Source organism: Campylobacter sp. MIT 97-5078, assembly GCF_006864455.1.
Lineage (GTDB): Bacteria > Campylobacterota > Campylobacteria > Campylobacterales > Campylobacteraceae > Campylobacter_D.
On record NZ_QHLK01000048.1, the window covers coordinates 1 to 567 of the forward strand.

1 pseudogene is annotated in these 567 nt (G+C 28.2%); it reads right to left on the bottom strand.

The features are described 5' to 3' along the window. Nucleotides 1-567, bottom strand: a pseudogene (locus DMB91_RS08970) (hypothetical protein); the annotation flags it as partial.

Consider the following 567-nt stretch of genomic DNA (forward strand, 5'->3'; position numbering starts at 1 on the left):
CAAATTCAAATCCCAAGCCACTTCAGCTTCTATATCAGTATAAGATAAAGTTTTGCTTGTATTAAACTCATCTTGATCAGTATTATTTTCACTCGTTTTATCAAACTTATTTTTATTTCTATTTTCTTTATGTTCTATACCCTTTTGTTCTTCCTCCAAATTTGCTTGTAAAAGATCACAATCAAGCAAAGGAGGATAAGGATGCTTAGTATCAAGGTAGTGTTCTTTAAATTGAGTTGAAGCAAGCCAGTTTTGTATAGTATCTATATGAGTAAGTATAAATTCAAAGCTTTTTATATTTAAGTCTTTAAAAGAAAAAGAGAGTTGATGAAAAAGTTTAGGACTGAGTTTTTGAATTTGAGTAAAATAAAAGTTTTGACCTTGTTTGAGTAAAGTGAGTATATGATCTTTATTGATATCTAAGTGTTGTATAGTGTCTTTAATGTGTAAAAAGTTCTTATATAGAAGTTTAGCTTCTTTAATAAACTTAAAGACTTTTAAATAGCCTCCCTTATACCAAGTCTTATCAGCTTTTATAAAAGCTTGTCCTAAAAGATAGGCTAGATG